This is a genomic window from Brevibacillus sp. BC25 (genome assembly GCF_000282075.1).
In the GTDB taxonomy this organism is placed as follows: Bacteria; Bacillota; Bacilli; order Brevibacillales; family Brevibacillaceae; genus Brevibacillus.
Map to the genome: position 1 here is coordinate 89,721 of NZ_AKIX01000078.1, position 16,268 is coordinate 105,988.

A 16,268-nucleotide genomic window follows, 5' to 3' on the forward strand; every position below is an offset into this window, starting at 1 on the left:
TTTGCGAGTCTATAGTAATATAGAGATTGACTACGAATGATCACGGAGGAATGACGTATGTCTGATGTTATCGTGTTCAAAGGGGCTATTGCTTTCCCCATTACATTGGATCCAACCGTTTGGGTTTTTGATGAACGCAAATTCGATCTGAAAACATACTCGGGCGAAGATGATAGCTCGCTGGCAACACAAGCAAAGTATTTGGCTGGCACGGGGACGCAATGGGATAAGGAATTGCGCGAGGGGGCTACGCTTCCTTCCGAACGAAAAAGCTTAGCCGAAGAACGTAAAGTACTCGAAGGCGAGTACGGAATCCGTCTTGATCCTTTCATTACAAATGCTGAGCCACTACCAGAGGTGACTCATGTGCGTCTTCACCGCGAGGATCACGAAGCGATCATTCTTCCACTTGCTGAGGCAAGAAGAGCCATCCTACAATTCTCCAAAGACGGCAAGCCTATTAAAGAAGATGGTCCTGTGTACTTATATTTGCCGGAAGTGTTGCTGGCAAATGAAGCACCGATCAAAGGAATTACCGCTTTGGAGTTTATTACCGAGTAAGCGTAAGATAACAAAAGCCATCCTCCTTCGAAAAAAGAGGATGGCTTTTGCCATATGTTACGTATGTGTGATGATTTTGCTCTTAGGCGCTGAACTGCGTGATACGGATATTCCGATGCTGTAGTTCTTCGCGAAGCAATTCGATAAACGCTGCATCTAGTTGAAGGTCGACAGCTCGATGATATACTTCTATCAACATTTGGTCACTTAAGTATTTCACCTTTGCTCACCTCCATCTTTAATATGAGCCCATTGTAACAGAAGCATTTGTATCGAACAATCGTTCGGATATCCACAAGCAGTGTGGACATCTTGTTGGTAACATGTGGGCAAATTGTGTGTAACTTATAATTATCCAAGCATTTCCTTTGTGGATGTTTTCTTCCATTTATCCACAGTCAGTCGAAAATTGTCGAACGAATGATGTGACTATTCTGTCATAATGACCCCTCCAGAAAAAAAGCCATCCTGTACAGGATGGCTTTTTTCGTTGCTATTATGCGTTTGCAGCTTCTGTTACGTGCAGAACTTGCTTGATGCGATCAATTGCCCAATCCAGATCTTCTTTGCTGATGACGAGTGGCGGTGCAAAGCGAATGGTTGTCTCATGTGTTTCTTTGCACAGGAGTCCCAGTTCTTTTAGTTTTTCGCAATATGGACGAGCCGCTGTTGTCAGCTCCAAACCAATGAACAGACCACGACCGCGAATTTCCTTGATGATCGGGTTGTTGATTTCTTTCAATTTCTCCATGAAGTATGCGCCCATTTCCAGGGAGCGCTGTACAAGACCTTCGTCAGCCAATACATCCATAGCTGCAACAGCAACTGCACATCCGAGTGGATTTCCGCCAAAGGTAGAACCGTGGGAGCCTGGCTCAAACACGCTCAAGATTTCTTTATCTGCTGCTACTGCGGAAATTGGGAACACGCCACCGCCAAGAGCTTTCCCCATGACGTACATGTCTGGTACTACATCTTCCCAATCGCTGGCAAACATTTTACCTGTGCGACCGAAGCCCGTTTGAATCTCATCGCTGACCAAGAGTACATTATTTGCTTTACATACCTCTTGTGCTTGCTTCAAGTAGCCCTCTTGCGGAATGATGATGCCTGCTTCCCCTTGGATCGGCTCCAGCATGAATGCTGCTGTATTCGGTGTAATCGCTTGCTTAAGCGCTTCGATATCGCCATAAGGAATGATTTTGAAGCCAGGTGTGAATGGTCCGAAGCCACGTCTGTACTCTTCTGCGGAAGAGAAGGAAGTTACTGTGACAGTACGACCATGGAAGTTGCCTTCACATACGATGATTTCTGCTTGGTTCTCTGGTACTTTTTTCACATCATAAGCCCAGCGACGAACCGCTTTGAGTGCTGTCTCTACTGCTTCTGCACCAGTGTTCATTGGCAGGATCATTTCTTTTCCTGTCACGGCAGAGAGCTTTTCGTAAAATTCACCCAGTTGGTCATTGTAAAAAGCTCGGGAAGTGAGCGTTACTTTATCTGCTTGATCTTTCAGAGCTTGGATGATACGTGGATGACGATGCCCTTGGTTCAGCGCAGAATATGCACTCAGCATATCCAGATATTTATTGCCTTCCGGATCGTGTACCCATACGCCTTCTGCTTTGGAAATAACGATCGGTAGTGGATGATAGTTGTGCGCACCAAATTTTTCTGTTTGTTCAATAACCACGTTTGTTTTACTCATGTCGTTAGCCTCCTTCAAGATCACTTGCTAAAATTATCTAGCAAGAACGATGCCAAATAGGAAAACCCCGCAAAGTCGATCCAATCCGATCAGACGAGCAAAAAAATTTTGCATCTCGCATTCATATTCTTTTGCAGTGCATAATGTTTTTGCACTCATTCCCTTTATGCTATGATACCTTCATAAGGAAAGGCTGGTGACCACGGTGTCGTCTTCTACGCATAATTCTTCAGCTGACACTCTCTTGCGCATTTATGAACATATTTTGGACAGAATGAATGAAGGTGTACATGTCATCGATTCGGACGGGACAACGATTGTCTACAATACCAAAATGACCGAGCTGGAATCGATGACCAGACAAAACGTTTTGCACAAACCTTTGGCAGAGGTTTTTCAGTTCCCCTCTGGACAGGAAAGTACCTTGCTCACATGCTTGCGTACCGGAAATAGCATTCGCAATACACGCCAAACGTATTTCAATGACAAGCAAAAAGAAATTTCAACCATTAACAATACGTTCCCCATCATTGAAAATGGCAAGGTCATCGGCGCAATGGAAATCGCAAATGATGTTACCAAAATGGAACGATTGATCAGAGAAAACCTGCTGCAAAAAAACGGGTCACGCTACACATTCGAGCACATTATCGGGAGAAGCGGTCCTATTCTCGATGTCATAGAGAATGCCAAACGCGCAGCACGCACCTCCTCATCCGTATTGGTAGTCGGTGAAACTGGTGCCGGGAAAGAGCTGTTCGTGCAAAGCATTCATAATGCCAGTCTGCGTGCTTCTGGTCCCCTTATTTCACAAAACTGCGCTGCGCTTCCGGATAGCCTGATCGAAGGGCTTTTGTTTGGAACTGCTCGCGGAGCATTTACTGGCGCAGTAGAGCGACCTGGATTGTTTGAGCAAGCGGAAGGCGGAACACTTTTTCTCGACGAAATCAACTCGCTTAGTATGCCACTCCAGGCAAAATTGTTGCGTGCTCTGCAAGAGAAGTCGATTAGACGAATTGGTGACACAAAGGATCGGTCGATCGATGTACGAATCATCGCCGCTATCAATGAAGATCCTGTTGAAGCAATCGCCAATTCACATTTGCGAAAAGACCTGTACTATCGACTCGGCGTCGTCACGTTATTTCTCCCCCCGCTTCGGGAACGCAAGGAAGATATTCCGATGCTGGTCAGCCATTTTATCGAGAAATACAATGAGCTGTTCCAAATGGAAGTCAGAGGTATCAGTGACGAGGTTCTGCAATTTTTTATCCAGCATGACTGGCCTGGCAATGTGCGTGAACTTCAACACTTGATAGAAGGGGCCATGAATCTGATGATTGACGAATCAAGCATCCGCTATGAACACTTGCCCTTGCACTTTTTGCGTCGTACACCAGCCGCCGCTTCTGTAAAGATCGAGCAACCCTCCCCTCACACATTGCCTTTTGTGGACGAAGGAAAACCGTTGAAGGAAACCATGCAAGAATTTGAAACAGCATATATTCACCATGTTGTGGAACGCTATAACGGAAATATTTCACGAGCAGCCAAGGAATTGCAAATCAGTCGTCAGAGCTTGCAATATCGCTTGCGTAAGCTGGGGATTAAAGGATAAAGAGTACCTTTTAATAGCATTCTGGTTTGAGTCAACATAGTGGAGGAGAAGAAAAAGCACAGTTCTCTTCAACTCTGACAACACCTGCAAGGGTGATTCACTGCTCGTCTCCACTTCAAAAAGGGGCCCGTCGATCCAAAGCCACCCTACGGGCGGAAGTTTCTCGAGGAAGAAGTGTTAGACGAGCGTGGTCCCCTTTTTGAAGTTCCGACTGGGTAGGCATTGTCAAGGTCTTACGAGCCCTGCGCTTTTTCTTCTCACCAGCTTTGACGGTTCATCGTGGCCTCCAAAAGCTTGCATGATAATCTTATTAGATGCTATTTAATCAGTCCAGTTTTTACCTTATCATTTTTAATAAACGCCAAGAGATTTGGCGTTTTTTTAATTATTTTGCATCAACTGCCGAATGATTTTGCGCTTTTTGGCAGTATATACCTCAAAAATAATATTTTCATAAAGTATTTCGTTTGGTATCATTCTTGCAGAGCATATATCGCTATCGCGCCTGAAAACGCATACATCCATTTAACATACTCGCGTGAAGGAGAGGGTTATATGTCCACAAGCAACATGGAACAGCACAATCAATTGAAACGCACGATGAACAGCAGACACCTCTTTATGATTTCTCTTGGCGGCGTAATCGGAACCGGGTTATTCCTCGGATCAGGTTATACAATTAGTCAGGCAGGACCAGTTGGTGCCATTCTCTCCTATTTAGTCGGCGGCTTTATCATGTACCTGACTATGCTATGTCTGGGCGAGCTGACAGTTGCCATGCCAGTGGCCGGTTCGTTCCAAACATATATGACCCGCTTTGTTAGCCCAGCACTTGGGTTTGGTGTAGGCTGGTTATACTGGCTTGGTTGGGCCGTGACCGTTGCTTTAGAGTTGTTGTCATCAGGATTGCTGATGCAACGTTGGTTCCCTGACTCACCTGTTTGGATGTGGTGCGCGATCTTTGGTGTAGTGCTCTTCTTATTAAATGCTTTATCTGCTCGAGCGTTCGGTGAATCTGAGTTCTGGTTTTCCAGCATTAAAGTAAGCGCTATCATCTTGTTCATCATCTTGGGTGGAGCCGCGATGTTTGGCTTCATCGACCTGAAAAACGGTCAGCCTGCGCCAATGCTCACCAACTTTACAGAAAGCCCGCTTCTCCCCTTTGGAATCACAGGCTTGCTGATGACGATGATCACCGTGAACTTTTCCTTCCAAGGTACTGAGCTCATCGGGATTGCGGCTGGAGAAAGTGAGAATCCAGAAGAGACGATTCCGAAGGCCATTCGTACGACGGTTTGGCGTACACTCGTTTTCTTCATTCTGGCGATTGCCATCGTGGCAGGGATGATTCCACACCAACAGGCGGGTGTGATTGAAAGTCCGTTTGTCATGGTATTTGACAGTATTGGGATTCCTTATGCGGCTGACATCATGAACTTCGTTGTCTTGACAGCACTTCTGTCTGTGGCCAACTCTGGTTTGTACGCAGCAACTCGTATGCTTTACTCCCTATCCAAAGAAGGAATGGCTTCGAAAAAGCTTGGAGCCGTAAATGGAAAAGGGATTCCGATGAACGCTTTGTTGATTACGTTTGCAATCGCTCTCTTGTCTCTTCTGTCCGGTATTTTTGCAGAAGATACGGTGTTCATGGTACTGTTGTCAATCGCTGGTCTCGGCGCACAGGTGGGTTGGATCTCCATCTCCGCTTCGCAGCTCGCTTTCCGTCGCCATTACCTGAAAAATGGAGGCAAGTTGGAGGATCTGAAGTTCCGTACACCTTTGTACCCTATACTGCCTTTGATTTCCTTGATCTTGAACTTGCTCGTTCTCGTGAGTTTGGCATTCGATCCAGAACAGCGCATCGCCTTGTATTGCGGAGTTCCGTTCATGATCATTGCGATATGCGTGTATCAATTCCATTTTAAAAAGAAACTCGAAGCGTAATTCAAAAAGAAAAGCTTGCTACCCCCTCTTCAAGAAGGGATTGCAAGCTTTTCATGTTTTATATGCGATGCGATAGGCTTGGCAATACTACAATGAGATTCGGACAATTTCCGTAACGACTACCATGGCAAAAACTGCAAATCCAAGGGAACTCGTTACCAGCAACATGCGCTTCAGCTTTTTCATATCTTCCATAAAAATTCCCTCACTTTCTTGCGCCAATCATCTCTATCGTTATATACGTTTGAACGATGGAAAATGTTTCATTTCACCCAAAAATATTTATGATCGAGCTATTTTCTTTAGATCATTCCCGATTTGTCCGGTTTGTTGTTCCATGCGATGCAGCATCCAAGCCACCCAAAACCCTATGACCAAGCAAATGGTCCACGGCAGCCACGGCGTTTGCAAGCGCAGCCCTACATCGTACACCCATCCTCCTGCTATTTGTCCGAACGAACCCCCGATGGCAATCGAATACCCGTTGAAGCCATAATAGGCGCCCACCAAGTCCTTGGGAGCAAAACGAGGAACGACATCCACCAGATTCGGAACAGCAATCATGGTACCCAGTGCAAAAAGGAACACATCCAAGAGAATGAGCCACAATGAATCGGCAAACGTGAACAAAAATAGTCCCACACTCATAAACAACGTCCCGATGCCAATCAAGGTAAGCCTTTGCTGATAACTCTCCAGCAATTGTGTCACTTTCATTTGAAATAAGATCACAAACAGCGAGAGCGCAGAAAGCACGATCCCTACATTCACCTTGCTATGCGTAACATTTTCAACAAACAGCGGAATCGTTAAAAACACCTGCATATTCAAATAATAATACCCCATCAAAATAAAGGTATATCGTACAAACAGCTTGTCCTTCACTACTGTGGACATACTTTCCCATATACTATGCCGTGTATTCGTGGCGCGAATCGGTGGGAATAAAAAGAAAATCACGATTGTATTCACTCCGAAGACGGCCCCTGCAAACAACGAAATGTACGTAAAATCAATAGCCGAGAGTGCTGTCCCCACGATTTGGGAACCGACAACCGCAATATTACCTAGCACATTGCGAAGGGAGAATACTTCTTTTCGGATGGCCTCTGGTGTAATAATCGCATAGGCAGCAGAGCAAGCAGGCTCAAACAGCGCCCCACCCAATCCGGAAAGAATCGCGGCAACAAAAAAGTGCCACGTCTCGGTACAAAAAGCGAACATCGCAAAACCAACAGCACGTACGCCCAATCCGAGGAACATCGCCCCTTTGTATCCGAAGGCATCCGCGATCACACCGCCTAAAAAAGCAAGACCTTGCTGAGAGAACTGTCTAACACTCAGGACTATCCCTGCCATCGCAAGTGTCCAGCCGATGCTACCCGTCAAATACAAAGTGAGATACGGGATTAATGCATAAAAACCCATATTCATCATAAAAGATGTGCTTAACAAGAGCTTCACTGAAAAGGGCGTTTCTCGCCACCATTCCCACTTCATCCCAATACCCCTCACTCTCCCGATAGCCCGCATGAAATAAGGATATCCCCAGCTTAGCGAACAGGGTATAATTTGGGAAACGAACATTTTTGTATATGGTAATCAAATATTTAGATAAGAGGGATTCCAACTGTATGGACTTCGAACAATTACGCGCTTTCTACACATTGGCCCAAACGAAAAATTTCACCAAGGCTGCGGAAATGCTCCACTTAGTCCAGTCTACGGTGACAATGCGAATCAAGCAACTGGAAGAAAAAGTTGGCAAACCTCTTTTCATTCGTGATAAAAGAAGTGTGGAGATTACTCAAGCAGGCTTAACCCTTTTACCGTATGCAGAGAGAATCCTCAAACTGTCCCATGAAGCCCTGAATGAAGTCGCTTCACTCCAGCCCTATGAAGACTATTTATCGATCGGCAGCTTAAACGCGATCTGGACTTCCACCCTCGAGCCGATCTTGAAAGAGTACCACTATCGGTATCCACAAATTGCAATCAGCACAAAGACAGGGCACTCGTCCGATGTCATCCAGTATTTGCTGGACAACGTGATTCAAATCGGAATCGTGTACGTCCCCCCATCCTTGCCCAACTTTGACGTTATTCCAACGTGGGATGATGAAATTGTCTTGGTTTGCTGTCCTGAGAGCCCCATTGCCACATCTACACACGTCGATTCGCGCGAGCTGCGCAATCTGCCGCTGCTGTACATGAATTGGGGCCCTCCTTTTAACGAGTGGATTAGACAGACCCTGCCGCGTAATTACGTACCCAAGCTGACAGTAGACAAAGCGGAGCTCGCCATCGATCTGATCAAAGAAGGTCTCGGCGTGAGCTTGTTGACGCGCTCTACCGTCAAAGCGGAGCTTGCGGCGGGTACCTTGAAGGAACTGATCATAACAGGCAATAAGCCTCCCAAACGCTCGGCGTACATCGTCTTGCCTAAGGACAAAAAAAATAAACCCAGCGTAGAAAAATGGCTGAGTTTAATGAGTGAATTAGGATATTCCACCTAGCTTGCTGATTACCTGGAATGCGGTATGGGGTCGACGACCGTGCTTCGTCTCCCCATCCATTCTTCATAGCCAAGACGAAGGAGAAAATACCAGCACATCGACAGGAAAAAGCCGGTAAGCACATCACTTAAATAATGAACACCCAAGTACACACGGCTGAACGCGAGCAATGCTACGAAAATAAAAACCGCAGGCTGTACGAGCGACGACCATCTTTTCTCCGCAAACCATTGGGCAATCCAAAACGCAACCATGCAATAAAAGGCTGGTCCAATCATCGCATGACCACTCGGAAACGAAAAGGAATCCGGCAACTCAATCAGATTGACGCCACTCGGTCTAGGTCTCTCAAAGAACCGCTTTAAAAGCTCATTCGCTACTTCACTGGCACCGAGGGAAATGAGAACAAACATTGCCTCCACACGATATTTCTTTATGTATAGGACAACAAACATGATCACCGCTACAGGTACAAGGAACAGGCCTCCGCCAAGATTGGTTACCAATCGAAAAAAAGCAGTCCCTGCATCCGAGCGAATCGACTCCGCAAATGCGATGGCAGCTTGATCCATACCTGCCACTTTCCCTGCTAAGTAGAGGGCAAACATGATTGTGGCAAGTACCGCAAACCAAAGAGCTCCGCGTACATATTCATTTTTTCTCATTGTCTGATTCATTGTTGATCTCCTCTTTCCATCAAAAAGCGCAAGGACTCAGCAAATCGCTGATCGTCTTCACGCGTGCGAGCAGCAGGCCCCTTCGTACGACCTCCCCCGCGCCGATATCTCGCTTTTTCATTTCGTTCTTCCAAATGAAACGTAATCCGTTCTGGGTCAAAAACCATCCCGTGTGGTGTCAGGGCATGGGCTCTCTTCCCAAGAATGAGCGCTGCCAGACCAATATCCTGTGTCACCACGACATCCCCTGAACTCGTTTCGTTTGCCAGCTTCATATCTACTGCTTGTGGGCCGGCATCTACCGTTACATGATTTGCGTTGCCGATTTGATGATTATAGCTAGCGAAGGTCAAACAGATCCAGTCAAGCTCCTTGCACAATGCTTGGGCAGTTATGAGAGCCTGGCGCGGACAGGCATCCGCATCGATAAGAACACGTCCTTTTGACATGATTGCTCCTTTGATGTGTATTTCTCTCCCCGTACCGATTCATTTTTGGTATGATGGAGGTGGAGAGGAGTGAGTTCACCTTTGCGCTATCAATTTATCCATGATGAACGGCTAGGTATACGACTTCCCGTGCTGCATCTGGAATGGGAAGATTATTCGAAAGTAGAAAGAGCAGACATGTTGCTGGAATGGGAAGAAATCCGCGCAGCCATTCCGGATCAAATACACCGGGTAGAGAAAGTCATCATTGAGAAAACCAAACAAATGTCCGAAGAAGAAAATTTCGTAAGATCTTGCGAATTGAACAGCGAGATCCACGAATTGGCCAGTGTTATTAATGATCTTAATATATGGTTCCGTGTCCAGCAAGACCATGACACCAAAATCCATCAATAATTCGTTTATAAAAAGCAACAGCTCCTTGGCTTCATTTTTAGCCTCGGAGCTGTTTTTTTGTAGGAACGTTATGCTTTTTTTCGCTTGCGACCAATTTCTAACGCCTTCAGCCCTGCTACATGCGGGGCAGCCATCGAAGTGCCATTCAGCTTTTTAAACTGATTCCCCGGCCACGTAGATAAAATATCAACCCCGGGTGCCTTCATATTTACGCCCTTGCCTCTCGCACTGAACGATGCCAATTTTCCCGTTTGATCAATCGCACTAACCCCTAAGACACCATCGTACCGCGCTGGATACTCCGCTTCTCCCCCTCCGTTGCCTGCAGAAGCTACGAGCACGATTCCTTGCTGATGGGCCCGATTAACTGCTCTTGCCATTGCTTCGCTATATTGGGGCATGCCAAAGCTCATGTTGATAACATCCATCTTATTGGCAATCGACCATTGCAGGGCCTGCAAAATAGTTGACAAAGATGATTGACCCCCATAATCAAAAGCACGGACGTCATACAAATGGGCCTCTGGAGAAACTCCGACAATTCCTCTTTGGTTCATCTCAGCTACGATGATCCCTGCGACATGCGTACCGTGTCCATTTTGTTTGCCGCGTACTAGCTGGACGCCACCCTTTATTTGATCCTTCAAATCAAAATGTTCGCGGGAGATTCCCGTATCGATGACGGCGACCTTGACGCCTGCTCCACGCCCCTTTCGCCACAATCTCTGTGCACCCACATATCGCACGCCCCACGGGATTTCATCCTCCCCTTGCGCATGGACGCTTACGGTAATGTTCTCTTCCACCATAGCTTTATACCTTCGAAAAAGCTCTTCATGCTGCTCAAAAATCTTTTGTTTGACACACAAGCAAGAAAGGTCATCATAGCATCGCCATGGAAGTCTCTCGGTTTTGGTCAGAACCTTGGTTTTCAAATCTGACAGTATCTCGGTAAACGGCGTATCCCGATGAAAGCTGACAATTTTCAACCCACTAGCCTCCTGTCATGCGTCGTTCTGACTCATCCTATGTCACGGCTCCCCCTATGGGTTTGGGCCATTGCACAACGTTGAGCAAAATAGGCGAATAGTGGCGTGAATCTGTCCAAGCGAACTCCCTTGCTTTTCCATATAACTGCATATGGCAGGCGTATTCCTTTGAAAGGAGCGATGCATCATGGCGAAAGCAAAAGGAAAAGCAAAGGCAAAAGTCAAGCTCAAAGCGAAGGGCAGTCCACGTGACATACTGAAATCCATCAACAAAAAAAGCAAGAAAAAATGGACGATGGGCGATGTGCGATCGTTGGCAAAAAACTTCTCCATGAAAGACTTGAAGGATGACAAGAAATTAAGCGAGCTGATTAAAAAAGTCAGCAAGGCGGTCGGTGTCAACTTATCCGACCAGCAAATGTCCAGTGTAAAAAAGCAAGTGCATGATCGCCTCGGATAAGATATGTCTCCATTTGGCTTCGCCCCTCTTTGGTTGGCGAGGCCTTTTTTTGCAAAACAAAAGAGAGAGCGAAAAATCGCTCTCCCTCCTGGTGAAGCTAATACCCAGTGTTTTCGTTAGTCGCAAGAGCAAGCAACGATAACGAGCAATACGAACAACACCAGTATTAAAGCAAAGTCGTCAAATCCTCCGTTGAACAGACTCATTCGCTTTCCCTCCTTTGCCAGCAACTAGTCATACTGTATGTGCGAATGCTCAAAGATGATTGGACCATCGCCTATACAAGACTGTTTTTCCTGGTTTTTTACACAGTTACTGGCAAATGGAAAGGAGATTAGCTCGCTTGTCTTTCAACTGGCTCTGGCAATCCATACTGCTTTTTCATGACTTGACGCCAAAACGGAATCGTACGTTGAATCATCGGTCCCGTTAACAGCGCTATCAGTATCGTGCCGATTGACACAGGTCCACCCAAAGCAGCACCTGCAAGCAGTACGGTTACTTCTATGATGAGTCGGACTCGCTGGATACTCCAGCCAAGACGCTCGTTCATCGCCAGCATGAAGCTGTCTCGCGGTCCTGCCCCAAGAGAAGGAGATAAATACATCCCGATCCCGACAGCCAAAACAACGACACCTGCGAGAAACATCAAGAGCCTCGCCCAAATAGATTGCAGCTCAGGAATAAAATCTAACCATAAGATAAGATCGAGAAATACGCCAAAGCAAATCATATTTAAGAACATTCCAAAATTAGGCTTTATTTTTGCCACCAAATAAGTGGCGAAAATGACAACGACTCCTACGATCTGAGACCATAGGCCAATCGTTAATCCAAATGTTTTTTGCAGGCCGATGTGAAAGGTTTCCCAAGGTGCTACGCCGAGGTTTGCTTTAATGGCCAGTACTGTACCGAATGCACCAACGAACAAGCCCAGTACAAACATCATGTAGCGAACTGCGATCGACCTGTTGAACCCTCTGCCAGACACGTCTCTCTCATCTCCTGACGATGTGGTTTACTTCCAGCCTGCAATGACTTCGTAAAAAAGCCCGTCCTTCCGGTAATACGCTTCGGATTTGGAGAAGTTCAGGTAGTTCTGTGCCTCTACAAGCTGCTCTCCCGTCAAAGTGACCTGGCGGTGCTTGTTCACATCATCTCGGTATTCGACGACGAGGCTGACTTCTTCCGACTGGCAATGTTGAATAAGTTCTTCTGGTGTAGAAAAAGTAATCCGCTTCATGCTCCCCCACCTCCTCCATCGTGATCATTCATTATAGCAGGGATTATGGCTTTCTCCCATCGTTTCTCTCTCGCTTTACAGAAATGCTGCCAAGATCATCAGCCAATTGGGTCGCCGGAAAAATTTGCTGCGCTTCTGCCAATAGATCCTCCATCGAAAAATCTCCGTCTTCATCTTCATAACGTGGACTAAAGTGAGTCAGACACAGTTCTTTCACGCCCGCGTCTTTGGCAATTTGAGCAGCCTCGCGTGCTGTGGAATGCCCGCTTCTGGTCGCCAGCTCCTTGTCATGGTGGGCGTAGGTCGCTTCGTGGACGAGCAAATCTGCCCCTTCTGCCAGCTCCATAACCGCTTGGCTCGGCTCCGTATCTCCACTGAAGACGATTTTGCGTCCTGGCTGCGGCTCTCCAACGAAGTCCTTCCCGTCCAGCACTCGACCATCCTCGAGTGTGACCTGTTCTCCTCTCTTCAAGGCTCCAAATAACGGCCCTGACAGCACTCCTGCCTGCTTTGCCAGTTCTACTTGAAATGCTCCTGTCTTTTCCTTTTCCATCACGGCATAAGCAAACGAAGGCACACGATGTTTCGCCAATCGACAGCTCACCACGATCTCTTCGTCCTCGTAGATTACGCCCTCGCTGACGATTTTTATTTCTAAAGGATATTGCAAATGAACTGGACTTGCCTCCATGATAGCTCGAAAATATTGGTCGAGCCCCGGTGGTCCATACAGCTCTAACGGAGTCGGTTCGGTATTGCGCAAAGACCGGCTCGCAAGCAGCCCGATCAGACCGTACAGATGATCCCCATGCAGATGGGTGATAAAGATTTTATCCAATTGACTAATTTTCATCGGGGCTCGTAGTAGCTGATGCTGAGTCCCCTCTCCGCAGTCAAACAACCACCACTTGCCTGCCTGTAAAAATCGCAAGCCGATCCCACTCACGTTTCTTCGTGTAGTGGGTGCACCTGATCCGGTGCCTAAAAATGTAACGATCACGCTATGTCCATCTCCTTTGTGGCCTTCCCTCATCATGTGCCTGTCTCTATCTCTAGGCATTCACCCTTTTTTGTCTGGGCGCATAGCCTACAACATACAAAGCCTAGCAAGGAGGGACTCCTAATCATGAAACGATTTTTGGCGCTGGGGCTGGCCGCATTTCTCGTTATGACGGCCGTCTTGACTGGCTGCTCTAGCACTCCTGAAAAAATAAGAATTGGTGAAGTGACACGTTCTTTGTTTTACGCCCCGCAATATGTCGCACTTGAAAAAGGTTTTTTCAAGGAAGAAGGTTTGGAAGTGGAGCTCTCAACCATACCCGGCGGAGATAAAGTGATGTCGGCTCTGTTATCTGGCGGCATCGAGGTCGCTCTCGTCGGCTCCGAGACCAGCATCTACGTCTCTCAGCAAGGAGCTGCCGATCCAGTTGTCAACTTTGCGCAGCTCACACAGACGGACGGTACCTTCCTCGTCTCCCGCAACAAAATGGATGACTTTACTTTCGACAAGCTAAAGGACAGTGTCTTCTTGGGTCAACGTAAAGGCGGCATGCCGCAAATGGTCGGAGAGTATGTACTCAAAAAGCACAATATCAATCCGCAAGGCGACCTGGAACTCATTCAGAATATCGAATTCAAAAATATTGCGTCTTCCTTCGCATCTGGTACCGGAGCGTATGTACAGCTGTTTGAACCGGAAGCCTCCCGCTTTGAACAGGAAGGAATCGGCCATGTCGTCGCCTCTTTTGGCAAAGAGAGCGGAACCGTTCCTTACACCGTCTTCATGACAAAACAAAGCTATATCGACAGCAACGCAGCAGCTATTCAAAAGTTTACCAATGCGGTCTACAAAGGGCAACAGTGGGTTGCCAGCCACAGTGCAAAAGAAACGGCTGATGTGATAGGCAAATACTTCGAGCAAATCGATCCAAAGATTCTGGAAACCGCAGTACAGCGTTACCTTGAACAGGGGTCCTATGCGACAGATCCCATTCTGGACGAAAAAGAATGGAACCAGTTACAAGATATTATGGATTCCGCTGGCGAATTAAAGCAACGCGCTGATTACACCAAGCTGGTAAACACCACTTTTGCTACCCAATCCAAGGAAGGGAAATAGGCCGTCATGAAGCAGATTTCTTCTACGCCGGCAAAAATAGAACTCGGCCACGTGACCCATCTTTATTTATCCACGACCAGGGCGTTCATGGCGGTCCAAGACATTAACCTGCGCGTGGAGGAAGGCGAATTCATTTGTCTGGTTGGTCCCAGCGGTTGTGGAAAGACGACGCTGCTCTCACTCATTGCAGGGCTTGAGAAGCCGACAGCAGGCAAGGTGTGGATCGACGGAAGAGAGGTCAACGGAACGTCTAGGCAAGTTGGCTACATGCTTCAGCAAGATTATTTGTTCAACTGGCGCTCCATCGAAGAAAACGTGTTTCTCGGACTCGATATCCAAGGCATCCGTTCCAAGGAAACAGAGGAGTACGCCCTGCATCTGCTGGATGAGATGGAACTGTCTGATGTGCGCAAATCCTCTCCCCTGCAGCTGTCAGGCGGCATGCGGCAACGGGTTGCACTCGTCCGTACACTCGCCTGTCAACCTGATGTGCTGTTACTTGACGAACCATTTTCGGCATTGGACTACCAGACCAAACTTAAGCTCGAAGACTTGATCTTTTCAACACTGCGTCGGCATAAGAAAACGGCAGTCCTTGTGACACATGATCTCTCCGAATCGATCGCGATGGGCGATCGCGTTTATATCTTTTCACGCAACCCGGGACGCATCAACAGCCAGATTGTCGTACCCAGCCCGATCCGGGATGCTCTGCCATTCGACGCGAGAAATCATGATGGATTCCAAGACTTGTTCCATCGCGTGTGGAAAGAGATGGAGGTAGTGTCTGATGCAGCCAAAGGAAATTGAATCCGTCCATCGTCGCTACTTACAGTTAGAAAAGCGTATGAGCTTTTCCGTCTTTTCCACACAACTGTTCCTCTTTCTCGTTTTTCTCGGCTTATGGGAGCTCTTGGCTCGAACCAACACCATTAATGCGCTCATCTTCAGCTATCCCTCCAAGATTTGGGCTCAATTTTGGTTGCAGCTGCAAGATGGCAGTCTTCTCCCGCATGTCGGCTTGACCGTATGGGAAACAATCATCGGCTTTCTCTTAGGAACGATTTTGGGAACAGTCATGGCAACGATCATTTGGTGGTCCCCTTTTCTCTCCCGCGTACTAGAGCCTTATCTGGTGATTGCCAACAGTATGCCAAAGGTAGCTCTCGGTCCGGTTTTCATCGTCGGCTTTGGTCCAGGTTTGCTCTCCGTCATAGCCATGGGGTGCGCAATCTCGGTCATCATCACCACAATCAACGTCTACACCAGCTTCAAGGAAGTCAATCAAAACTACGTCAAAGTCGTGCAAACACTCGGAGGGAGCAAATGGCAAATCTTCAAGCTCGTCATCTTGCCAGCAACCATCCCAACCCTTCTCGCTACGCTGAAGGTGAATGTCGGACTTTCGTGGGTGGGCGTCATCGTCGGAGAATTTCTCGTATCCCAGCAAGGCTTGGGGTATTTGATCATATACGGCTTCCAGGTATTTAATTTCACCCTGGTCATGATGAGCTTAGCCATTATCGCGGTCATCGCTACCCTGATGTATCAAGGCGTAGCCTATATAGAGCGGCGGCTCACCAGCCAG

At 47.2% G+C, this 16,268-nt stretch carries 19 protein-coding genes; 9 read left to right on the forward strand and 10 right to left on the reverse strand.

All coding sequences use genetic code 11. The features are described from left to right. Positions 1-57: 57 nt before the first annotated feature. Positions 58-561: a hypothetical protein gene (locus PMI05_RS20650; RefSeq protein ID WP_007725856.1), complete on the forward strand. Its 504-nt coding sequence runs from the start codon at positions 58-60 to the stop codon at positions 559-561. Between the two features lie 82 nt (positions 562-643). On the opposite strand, the gene PMI05_RS20655 is transcribed toward PMI05_RS20650, so the two are convergent. Together PMI05_RS20655 and PMI05_RS20660 are read right to left on the reverse strand one after the other, a co-directional pair. Further along, positions 644-781 carry a sporulation histidine kinase inhibitor Sda gene (locus tag PMI05_RS20655; RefSeq protein ID WP_007725857.1) on the reverse strand — a complete coding sequence of 46 codons (138 nt, stop codon included), beginning with the start codon at positions 779-781 and terminating at the stop codon, positions 644-646. A gap of 276 nt (positions 782-1,057) precedes the next feature. After that, positions 1,058-2,269 carry an ornithine--oxo-acid transaminase gene (locus PMI05_RS20660; RefSeq protein ID WP_007725858.1) on the reverse strand — a complete coding sequence of 404 codons (1,212 nt, stop codon included), beginning with the start codon at positions 2,267-2,269 and terminating at the stop codon, positions 1,058-1,060. Between the two features lie 196 nt (positions 2,270-2,465). Here PMI05_RS20660 and PMI05_RS20665 point away from each other — a divergent pair, with 196 nt between their 5' ends. Continuing rightward, a complete protein-coding gene (locus PMI05_RS20665) occupies positions 2,466-3,887 on the forward strand; it encodes a sigma-54-dependent Fis family transcriptional regulator (RefSeq protein WP_007725859.1) in 1,422 nt (473 codons plus the stop codon). Positions 3,888-4,442: 555 nt separating this feature from the next. Continuing rightward, positions 4,443-5,831, forward strand: a complete 1,389-nt coding sequence (locus PMI05_RS20670) for an amino acid permease (protein WP_007725861.1) — start codon at positions 4,443-4,445, stop codon at positions 5,829-5,831. 282 nt (positions 5,832-6,113) lie between these two features. Here PMI05_RS20670 and PMI05_RS20675 read toward each other — a convergent pair whose 3' ends face one another. Further along, positions 6,114-7,331, reverse strand: coding sequence for an MFS transporter (locus PMI05_RS20675; protein WP_007725866.1), 1,218 nt, complete (start codon positions 7,329-7,331; stop codon positions 6,114-6,116). A 134-nt stretch (positions 7,332-7,465) separates the two neighbouring features. Here PMI05_RS20675 and PMI05_RS20680 point away from each other — a divergent pair, with 134 nt between their 5' ends. Then, complete coding sequence (locus tag PMI05_RS20680; RefSeq protein WP_007725870.1) at positions 7,466-8,347, forward strand: LysR family transcriptional regulator; 882 nt, start codon at positions 7,466-7,468, stop codon at positions 8,345-8,347. A gap of 8 nt (positions 8,348-8,355) precedes the next feature. On the opposite strand, the gene PMI05_RS20685 is transcribed toward PMI05_RS20680, so the two are convergent. Both PMI05_RS20685 and PMI05_RS20690 read right to left on the reverse strand, forming a co-directional pair. After that, positions 8,356-9,024 carry a phosphatase PAP2 family protein gene (locus tag PMI05_RS20685; RefSeq protein WP_007725872.1) on the reverse strand — a complete coding sequence of 223 codons (669 nt, stop codon included), beginning with the start codon at positions 9,022-9,024 and terminating at the stop codon, positions 8,356-8,358. Continuing rightward, the gene (locus PMI05_RS20690) at positions 9,021-9,473 is read right to left on the reverse strand and encodes a DUF188 domain-containing protein (RefSeq protein ID WP_007725874.1); all 453 of its coding nucleotides are present in this window, start codon (positions 9,471-9,473) and stop codon (positions 9,021-9,023) included. The genes PMI05_RS20685 and PMI05_RS20690 overlap by 4 nt, the downstream gene beginning before the upstream one ends. Before the next feature lie 69 nt (positions 9,474-9,542). Between PMI05_RS20690 and PMI05_RS20695 the strand changes: the two genes are divergently transcribed. Then, entirely contained in the window at positions 9,543-9,869 is a 327-nt protein-coding gene (locus PMI05_RS20695) for a hypothetical protein (RefSeq protein ID WP_007725876.1), read from the forward strand. 68 nt (positions 9,870-9,937) lie between these two features. Here PMI05_RS20695 and PMI05_RS20700 read toward each other — a convergent pair whose 3' ends face one another. Then, on the reverse strand, positions 9,938-10,858 hold the full coding sequence (locus PMI05_RS20700) for a S8 family peptidase (protein ID WP_007725878.1): 921 nt from the start codon (positions 10,856-10,858) through the stop codon (positions 9,938-9,940). Positions 10,859-11,045: 187 nt separating this feature from the next. Between PMI05_RS20700 and PMI05_RS20705 the strand changes: the two genes are divergently transcribed. After that, positions 11,046-11,318, forward strand: coding sequence for a stage VI sporulation protein F (locus PMI05_RS20705; RefSeq protein WP_007725880.1), 273 nt, complete (start codon positions 11,046-11,048; stop codon positions 11,316-11,318). A gap of 116 nt (positions 11,319-11,434) precedes the next feature. On the opposite strand, the gene PMI05_RS30185 is transcribed toward PMI05_RS20705, so the two are convergent. From PMI05_RS30185 to rnz, 4 genes are all read right to left on the reverse strand, one after another. Then, positions 11,435-11,524 (reverse strand): YjcZ family sporulation protein, encoded by a 90-nt coding sequence (locus PMI05_RS30185; protein WP_100169674.1) that lies wholly within the window; start codon positions 11,522-11,524, stop codon positions 11,435-11,437. 128 nt (positions 11,525-11,652) lie between these two features. Then, a complete protein-coding gene (locus tag PMI05_RS20715) occupies positions 11,653-12,309 on the reverse strand; it encodes a YitT family protein (protein ID WP_007725883.1) in 657 nt (218 codons plus the stop codon). Positions 12,310-12,336: 27 nt separating this feature from the next. Further along, positions 12,337-12,561, reverse strand: coding sequence for a hypothetical protein (locus PMI05_RS20720; protein WP_007725885.1), 225 nt, complete (start codon positions 12,559-12,561; stop codon positions 12,337-12,339). A gap of 43 nt (positions 12,562-12,604) precedes the next feature. Continuing rightward, entirely contained in the window at positions 12,605-13,561 is a 957-nt protein-coding gene (rnz, locus tag PMI05_RS20725; RefSeq protein ID WP_007725888.1) for a ribonuclease Z, read from the reverse strand. Positions 13,562-13,687: 126 nt separating this feature from the next. Here rnz and PMI05_RS20730 point away from each other — a divergent pair, with 126 nt between their 5' ends. From PMI05_RS20730 to PMI05_RS20740, 3 genes are all read left to right on the forward strand, one after another. Continuing rightward, the gene (locus PMI05_RS20730) at positions 13,688-14,680 is read left to right on the forward strand and encodes an ABC transporter substrate-binding protein (RefSeq protein ID WP_007725892.1); all 993 of its coding nucleotides are present in this window, start codon (positions 13,688-13,690) and stop codon (positions 14,678-14,680) included. A gap of 6 nt (positions 14,681-14,686) precedes the next feature. After that, positions 14,687-15,490, forward strand: coding sequence for an ABC transporter ATP-binding protein (locus tag PMI05_RS20735; protein WP_007725894.1), 804 nt, complete (start codon positions 14,687-14,689; stop codon positions 15,488-15,490). Beyond that, on the forward strand, positions 15,471-16,268 hold a 798-nt coding region (locus PMI05_RS20740; RefSeq protein WP_007725896.1), incomplete at its 3' end, for an ABC transporter permease. The genes PMI05_RS20735 and PMI05_RS20740, both read left to right, overlap by 20 nt.

What these genes read in the sequence shown, in the direction of transcription:
- PMI05_RS20685 (WP_007725872.1), bottom strand. Translation starts at nt 9,024, where the DNA reads ATGAATCAGACAATGAGAAAAAATGAATATGTACGCGGAGCTCTTTGG.
- PMI05_RS20670 (WP_007725861.1), top strand. Translation starts at nt 4,443, where the DNA reads ATGTCCACAAGCAACATGGAACAGCACAATCAATTGAAACGCACGATG.
- PMI05_RS20730 (WP_007725892.1), top strand. Translation starts at nt 13,688, where the DNA reads ATGAAACGATTTTTGGCGCTGGGGCTGGCCGCATTTCTCGTTATGACG.
- PMI05_RS20675 (WP_007725866.1), bottom strand. Translation starts at nt 7,331, where the DNA reads ATGAAGTGGGAATGGTGGCGAGAAACGCCCTTTTCAGTGAAGCTCTTG.
- PMI05_RS20735 (WP_007725894.1), top strand. Translation starts at nt 14,687, where the DNA reads ATGAAGCAGATTTCTTCTACGCCGGCAAAAATAGAACTCGGCCACGTG.
- PMI05_RS20705 (WP_007725880.1), top strand. Translation starts at nt 11,046, where the DNA reads ATGGCGAAAGCAAAAGGAAAAGCAAAGGCAAAAGTCAAGCTCAAAGCG.
- PMI05_RS20660 (WP_007725858.1), bottom strand. Translation starts at nt 2,269, where the DNA reads ATGAGTAAAACAAACGTGGTTATTGAACAAACAGAAAAATTTGGTGCG.
- PMI05_RS20690 (WP_007725874.1), bottom strand. Translation starts at nt 9,473, where the DNA reads ATGTCAAAAGGACGTGTTCTTATCGATGCGGATGCCTGTCCGCGCCAG.
- PMI05_RS20720 (WP_007725885.1), bottom strand. Translation starts at nt 12,561, where the DNA reads ATGAAGCGGATTACTTTTTCTACACCAGAAGAACTTATTCAACATTGC.
- PMI05_RS20650 (WP_007725856.1), top strand. Translation starts at nt 58, where the DNA reads ATGTCTGATGTTATCGTGTTCAAAGGGGCTATTGCTTTCCCCATTACA.
- PMI05_RS20680 (WP_007725870.1), top strand. Translation starts at nt 7,466, where the DNA reads ATGGACTTCGAACAATTACGCGCTTTCTACACATTGGCCCAAACGAAA.
- PMI05_RS30185 (WP_100169674.1), bottom strand. Translation starts at nt 11,524, where the DNA reads ATGAGTCTGTTCAACGGAGGATTTGACGACTTTGCTTTAATACTGGTG.